We start from the raw sequence: 674 nt of genomic DNA on the forward strand, positions 1-674 counted from the left end.
AAATTGGATGTAAATCAAGTATTGAGTATACTCCGTCAAAATAATGTCTTTTCAGTTCGCGAAGTCAAATACGGTATATTGGAAGCTAATGGGCAAATAAGTTTATTATTAAAATCCAAGTATCAAAAACCAGATCTCAATCTTCCAGAAAGTCCAGTAGACCTCCCAACATCGTTAATTATAGATGGGGAAATTTTATGGGATAATTTACATGAACTCGGATTTGATCAACAGTGGTTAGATAACCAATTAACTACCAATGGATATGATAATGTAAAGCGTATACTTTACGCAGATTGGCGAGAGAGTGAAGGCATACATGTAAGTCCTAAATAAAATTTGTTAGGATAAGAGCACATCAATTTTCTTGGTGAATATAAACTTTAGTCTTCAACAATCAGGCGCTTTAATGAAGTAACTAAAGCCTAATTTTTCACTTATAACACCGAGAAATTAGACTTTTTATATTTTGGTTTCCTTAACGTTGTAAATCCGCATTTTCCTGACGCTACCCCTATAAGGTTCCAGCTCCTGGATATTTGTTGTATGATGGAAACGGGGAAACCCATACAGCAGAAAGGGAGTTTTTTTCATGATTATCCAATTCATTCGTTATAGATAATGACAGGTGTAGACAAACTGCCAGACCTGGCCAATTTTTGAGATAGGCCTAG

The 674-nt window shown here is 35.2% G+C and carries 1 protein-coding gene; it reads left to right on the top strand.

Annotated features, from left to right (window positions below; translation table 11 throughout):
* The coding region (locus ACWHAR_RS27845) for a DUF421 domain-containing protein (RefSeq protein ID WP_452088539.1) at window positions 1-336 on the top strand (336 nt) is incomplete at its 5' end.
* Between the last annotated feature and the right edge of the window lie 338 nt (window positions 337-674).

The organism is Bacillus sp. LR--39 (assembly GCF_053613335.1).